Source organism: Pseudomonas sp. Ant30-3, assembly GCF_000690905.1.
Lineage (GTDB): Bacteria > Pseudomonadota > Gammaproteobacteria > Pseudomonadales > Pseudomonadaceae > Aquipseudomonas.
Genome location: NZ_JMCL01000143.1, coordinates 1 through 5,735, shown reverse-complemented (window position 1 = coordinate 5,735; position 5,735 = coordinate 1). Strand labels below are relative to the sequence as shown.

Genomic DNA, 5,735 nt, shown 5'->3' with positions numbered 1-5,735 from the left:
GGGCAAGGTCGATCCCGCGCGGCTGGATAATCACTGGAATTTCGATGCCAACGGTGTCGACCCGCGTGACGACGTCAACGCTTTTTTCGCCGCTCTGGACAATCACGATGTGGCAAAAGCGTTTGCCCAGGCCCCGCCGCAAGAAGCGGTGTATGTCGGGTTACGCCAGGCCCTGGCACAATTGCGCAGTGTTCGTGAGCGCGGCGGCTGGCCGAAAGTGGTGGTCGATCATTCGCTTAAACCTGGCATGGACGAGCCGGCCGTTGCGCAGTTGCGTGCGCGACTGGTTGCTGCAGGCTTCCTCGATTCGCGTCTGATCCGCGGCACTCAGTACGATGGCGCCGTCACCGCTGCGGTGAAAAAATATCAGAACGAACAATACCTGACCGCCGACGGCGTGGCCGGCGCGACTACGCTGGCGGCGTTGAACGTGCCGGTCGAGGCGCGTATCGATCAGGTGCGGGTCAACATGGAGCGGGCGCGCTGGCTGCTTTACAAACTCCAGGGCACGTTCGTGATTGTCGATATCGCCGGCTACAAGGTGGCTATGTACCGAGATGGCCAGCCTATATGGCGCTCCCGCGTGCAGGTCGGCAAGGCGGCGCGCAATACGCCGATCTTCCAGGCGCAGATCAGCTACATCACCTTCAACCCTACCTGGACGGTGCCGCCGACAATCCTCAAGGAAGACGTGCTGCCGAAGGTTCAAAGCAATCTCGATTACCTCGCCGCCCACCGGATGCGCGTGCTCGATCGCGAGGGCAACGTGCTGGACCCCTCGACCGTCGACTGGAGCAATCCGCGCGGCATCAGTTTGCGCCAGGACGCCGGACCGGACAGCTCGCTGGGGCAGGTGGTCATCCGTTTCCCTAACGATTACGCGATCTATCTGCACGACACCCCGCATCGCGAGCTGTTTTCCAGAACCATCCGCGCAACCAGTTCGGGCTGCATTCGTGTGGAGAATCCGCTGCAACTGGTTGAGTTGCTGTTCAACGACCCGGTCAAATGGAACAGCGCCGGTATCCAGAAGCAACTGGCCACTGGCAAGACCCAGAACATTCTGCTGCCGGTCAAAGTCCCGGTGTTGCTCGCCTATTGGACAGTGGACATGGGCAGTGACGGGCGCGTGGCGTTCAAGCCCGATGTGTATGGCTACGATGCGCCAGTGTTGAGAGCGTTGAATCGGCCTTCGCAAATGCCCGTGGTGAATTTACAGGCAGCAAGGGTGGCGACGGGCAATCTGCGGTAAGGACAACTGGTGTGTGCCTTGAAGTACACTAGGCGTGCCATTTCCAAGAGTGTCGGGCCTTCGCCCATGCCGTACTCCTGCAGGACTAGCTTTTGCCTATCTCGCTAGACGATCCGCGCCATGCCACCGGCGCTGCATTGAAACGGCTGCCGCTGCGCAAGGCCGCGCTGCTGTTTGTCGGCATCGTGTGTCTGTGCCTTTGCGGTCTGTTGTACCTGCAACTGGAGCAATCGCGTCGGCACGATCTTGCGTCGGCTGAAGAGGACTCTGCAAACCTCACGCGTGCCATGGCCCAGCAGGCTGAAGATACTTTCATGAAAGCCGATCTGGTGCTGACCAGCCTCGCAGACTGGATCCAGGCTGACGGCTTCAGCGGTGAACAGAAGCCCCTGTTACGCAAAACCTTTGCCCGCCGGGTGCAGGCACTCAACCAGCTGCACGGTGTGTTTCTGTTTGATCAGAAGGGCCAGTGGGTGGTCACCTCGTTCGAAGATCTGCCGCGCGGCTCGGGTGTTGAAGACCGCGAATATTTCAGGTTTCACCAGCAGAATGTGTCGTCCATTGCGCACATCGGCCCGGCCATTCGCAGTCGCGAGAACGGCGAATGGATCATCCCGGTTTCCAAACGCGTGAACGACGAAAGTGGCCTGTTCCAAGGTGTGTTGATGGCCGGCATCAAGATGTCGTATTTCGACCAGTTCTTCAAAAGCTTCAGCATCGATAACGATGGCTCGATGTTCCTCGCGCTTAGCGACGGCACGCTGTTGGCGCGACGCCCTTTCGTGGAGGCACAGATTGGCAAGTCGCTGGCCAAGGGCGAGATCTTCAGCAAATACCTGGCTGGCGCGACGTCCGGCAACGCGATGATTCCTTCCGTGCTGGATGACACCGTGCGCCTGCATGGCTTCCGTCAGCTCGATGCTTATCCGGTAGTGGTCTCGGCCGCTTCATCGAAAGATGCCATTCTCAAGGACTGGTACGCCACTGCATTTCATTCCACCGTGATCGTTGCGCTGGTCGTGCTGGGCGTAGGCCTTTTTGGCTGGGTGTTTGTGCGTCAGGTGCGCGTGGGTGAACGCATCGAAAAGGATCTGCGCAAGGCCCAGGAAGCGCTGAAATTGATCGCGACCCACGACAGTCTCACTGGGCTGGGTAATCGTCGGCTGTTCGAGCAAGCGCTCGACATCGAGTTTGGCCGAGGCGCTCGGCAATCGACGCCGTTGAGTCTGATCCTGCTCGATATCGACTACTTCAAACGCTACAACGATGCCTACGGACACGTGGCCGGCGACCACTGTCTTGTACAAGTTGCGAAAGCAGTCAAAAGTTGCTGCCAGCGCCCGACGGACCTCGCCGTACGTTACGGGGGTGAAGAGTTCGCTGTGTTGCTATCCGATACCGACATCCATGGGGCGATGGCCATTGCCGAACAGATCAGGCGTAGCGTCATGGCGCAAAACATTCGTCACAGCGGTTCGCCCAACGGTTTTGTCACGGTCAGTCTCGGCTGCTACGCGTTCGTGCCGACGGGGCACGATGACAAGGAAGTGTTCATAAAGCGCGCGGACGCTGCTCTGTATCAAGCCAAACATTCGGGTCGCAACCGCTCAGCGGTGCTCTCAATGGAAGGCACGGTCGAGGCGTTGATGCGCTCGGACCGTTAGGCGGTAACTGCGGGACTGATCCAGAAAGCAGCCGACGATGTCCGTCATCGGCTGCCTTTGCGCGTTCAGCTGCCTGTGCCGCCGCCCGCTCCACCGGTGCCGCCACCTGCTGCACCCGTGCCACCGCCAGCGCCGGAGCCACTGGTGCCGCCACTTCCGCCAGCGGGTGGCGCGGGTGTCGGATTAACGCTGCCATCGGTGTTAGGACGCGGGGGGGCGCTCGGGTTTGGCACTGTTGTAGCGCCGCCGACCGATCCGGATTTGGTGCCGGTAGCGTCTGCGCCATCGCCAGAGCCTGCAATTGCAGTAGCGGAAGCTGCAGAGAGCAACCCGGCCAGAAGCAACGGCGTGATTTTGATCTTCATCATCGTTCGTCTCCAAGGGTGAGTCGTTACTTCATGTTGGTGTCGGCGGCGATGAGGTTGGTGCCCATTGGATGACGAGCGGTCGTGTCGCGCAGCAGAGCGCCAAATCAACGCAACCACCCGAATGTGGCGAGGTCACACAAAGATCATCCGCGACAGGAGCACTGGCCTGTGAAGAATCTGCGAATTGCAACGTTCAACGTCAATGGCATGCGCGCCCGCCTGCCTAATCTGCTGGCCTGGCTGGAGCGGGAGAAGCCGGACATTGTCTGTCTGCAGGAGCTGAAATCGGTGGACGCTGCATTTCCCGCCTCAGACATCGAGGCCGCCGGTTATGGCGCGCTCTGGCAAGGGCAAACGTCGTGGAACGGTGTGGCGATTCTGGCACGGGATGCGCAACCACTTGAGAGTCGCCGAGGTTTGCCCGGCGATGACAGCGACACCCAAAGTCGCTACATCGAGGCAGCTGTGCACGGCGTACTCGTCGGTTGTTTGTACTTGCCCAACGGCAACCCGCAGCCGGGGCCGAAATTCGACTACAAACTGGCGTGGTTCGAACGGCTGATCAGCCATGCAAAAGATTTGCAGAGCAGTGAACATCCGGTGGTGCTGGCCGGCGACTACAATGTGGTGCCCACCGATCTGGATATTTACAACACGCGCTCTTGGCTCAAGGACGCGCTGCTGCAGCCGGAAAGTCGCGAGTGCTACCAGCGCCTGCTCGATCAGGGCTGGACGGATTCCCTGCGGCATTTGTACCCCGAAGACCGTCTCTACACCTTCTGGGACTATTTCCGACAGCACTGGCAGAAAAATTCCGGGTTGCGCATCGACCACCTCCTGCTCAATCCGGCATTGAGTCCCTACCTGCACGAAGCGGGCGTTGATGCGTGGGTGCGCAATGAACCGCACGCCAGCGACCATGCACCGACCTGGATCCGGTTGGGCACGCGCAAGCGTCGCTGAGTTTGCCGAGTCACGGCAATTGCCTGAATCAATTGTTGTGACCGGGAGCTTATGCTTTATACATGGCGACCATTGGCGGAGATATCCGCGATTCCCTGCACAAGGATCTCGCAATGAACGAGCCACGCTTGAGCAATCCTGCGCTGTACCTGCAACGCCTCGGTTTCGACACGCCACCACAGCCCACGCTCGAGACTCTGCGTCAGCTGCAATTGCGTCATACCGGCGTTTTTCCTTTCGAAAACATCAACACCCTCGCGGGCCTTCCAGTGCTCATCGACCTGCCATCAATCGAGCAAAAACTCCTTCACGAAGGTCGCGGTGGCTACTGCTATGAGCTGAACGGGATGTTCTTTGCGCTGCTGCGGACGCTGGGTTACGACGTGCGCGGCATTACCGGTCGCGTGGTGATGGGCCAGCCCGAAGGGGCGTGGACGGCACGCACCCACCGCCTGAACCTTGTTGTTGTGCAGGGCGTGCGCTACATCACCGACGTCGGGTTCGGCGGCATGGTGCCCACGGCGCCACTGCTGCTCGATACTGAGGACGAGCAGGCGACTCCCCATGAACCTTATCGAATCGAACGACATGAAGACGGCTACACCTTGTTCGCCAAGGTCGCGAGCGAATGGCGGGCGATGTACATCTTTGATCTGCACCGTCAGGAAGAGATCGATTACGCCGTCGGCAACTGGTACGTCTCGACCTATCCGCAATCCTCGTTTGCCAGGCAACTGATGGTGGCACGAACGGGAGAGGGCTGGCGTCGCACGTTGAACAACGGCAGCTTCGCGATTCATCGGATTGGCCAGGAATCCGAACGGCGGGAAATAACCGGGCTGGATGAATTGGCCGAAGTGCTGAATCGTGAGTTCTCCATTCGGCTGCCCGAGGATGCGCAGATCAGGGGTGCGTTGGCGAGAGTGCTCGCACCTGCTGACTGATTCGACAACCCTGGGCAATCCTCACGCTGGCGCAGTTAGAGCGCACATCGGCAGGCTTATTGCAGAAATGTTGTGGCGTGCGCCAACCAGTTTTCAGGAAGATTTGAACGCCTGTTCATAATTTGACTGGTGAGTTGTATACAACTCTATAGACATTTGTCGTGAGTCTTGCATACAGTGTGCGCATAACAAAAAACCAGGGAACCCCCCAATCATGAAAACGCCCCATGTTTCACACCAACGGCCTGAGGACGAAAACCTCGGGGTCGGCGCGAATATGGCTTACGGCCTGCAACACGTTCTGACCATGTACGGCGGCATTGTCGCGGTGCCATTGATCATCGGCCAGGCGGCCGGGCTGTCACCGGCGGACATCGGTTTATTGATTGCTGCTTCATTGTTTGCGGGGGGCCTGGCAACATTACTTCAGACGCTCGGCTTACCGTTCTTCGGTTGTCAGCTGCCTTTGGTGCAGGGCGTATCGTTCTCCGGCGTCGCGACCATGGTGGCAATTGTCAGCAGTGGCGGGGGGGGGGGGGTTTAA

General features: G+C 59.3%; 5 protein-coding genes and 1 pseudogene. 5 read left to right on the top strand and 1 reads right to left on the bottom strand.

The window, feature by feature from the left end; all coding sequences use genetic code 11:
- Both DU29_RS01000000130550 and DU29_RS0126750 read left to right on the top strand, forming a co-directional pair.
- Positions 1–1,252, top strand: a 1,252-nt coding sequence (locus DU29_RS01000000130550) for a L,D-transpeptidase family protein (protein ID WP_033051016.1), incomplete at its 5' end; no start/stop codon positions are given.
- 92 nt (positions 1,253–1,344) lie between these two features.
- Positions 1,345–2,916, top strand: coding sequence for a sensor domain-containing diguanylate cyclase (locus DU29_RS0126750; RefSeq protein ID WP_028624463.1), 1,572 nt, complete (start codon positions 1,345–1,347; stop codon positions 2,914–2,916).
- A gap of 65 nt (positions 2,917–2,981) precedes the next feature.
- Here the strand turns inward: DU29_RS0126750 and DU29_RS1000000131860 are convergent, their stop codons facing one another.
- Complete coding sequence (locus DU29_RS1000000131860; protein WP_081832550.1) at positions 2,982–3,284, bottom strand: hypothetical protein; 303 nt, start codon at positions 3,282–3,284, stop codon at positions 2,982–2,984.
- A gap of 168 nt (positions 3,285–3,452) precedes the next feature.
- Here DU29_RS1000000131860 and DU29_RS0126745 point away from each other — a divergent pair, with 168 nt between their 5' ends.
- From DU29_RS0126745 to DU29_RS0126735, 3 genes and pseudogenes are all read left to right on the top strand, one after another.
- Positions 3,453–4,247, top strand: coding sequence for an exodeoxyribonuclease III (locus DU29_RS0126745; protein ID WP_028624462.1), 795 nt, complete (start codon positions 3,453–3,455; stop codon positions 4,245–4,247).
- A 113-nt stretch (positions 4,248–4,360) separates the two neighbouring features.
- Entirely contained in the window at positions 4,361–5,191 is an 831-nt protein-coding gene (locus tag DU29_RS0126740; protein WP_028624461.1) for an arylamine N-acetyltransferase family protein, read from the top strand.
- 214 nt (positions 5,192–5,405) lie between these two features.
- A pseudogene (locus DU29_RS0126735) lies at positions 5,406–5,729 on the top strand (solute carrier family 23 protein); the annotation flags it as partial.
- Positions 5,730–5,735 lie beyond the last annotated feature (6 nt).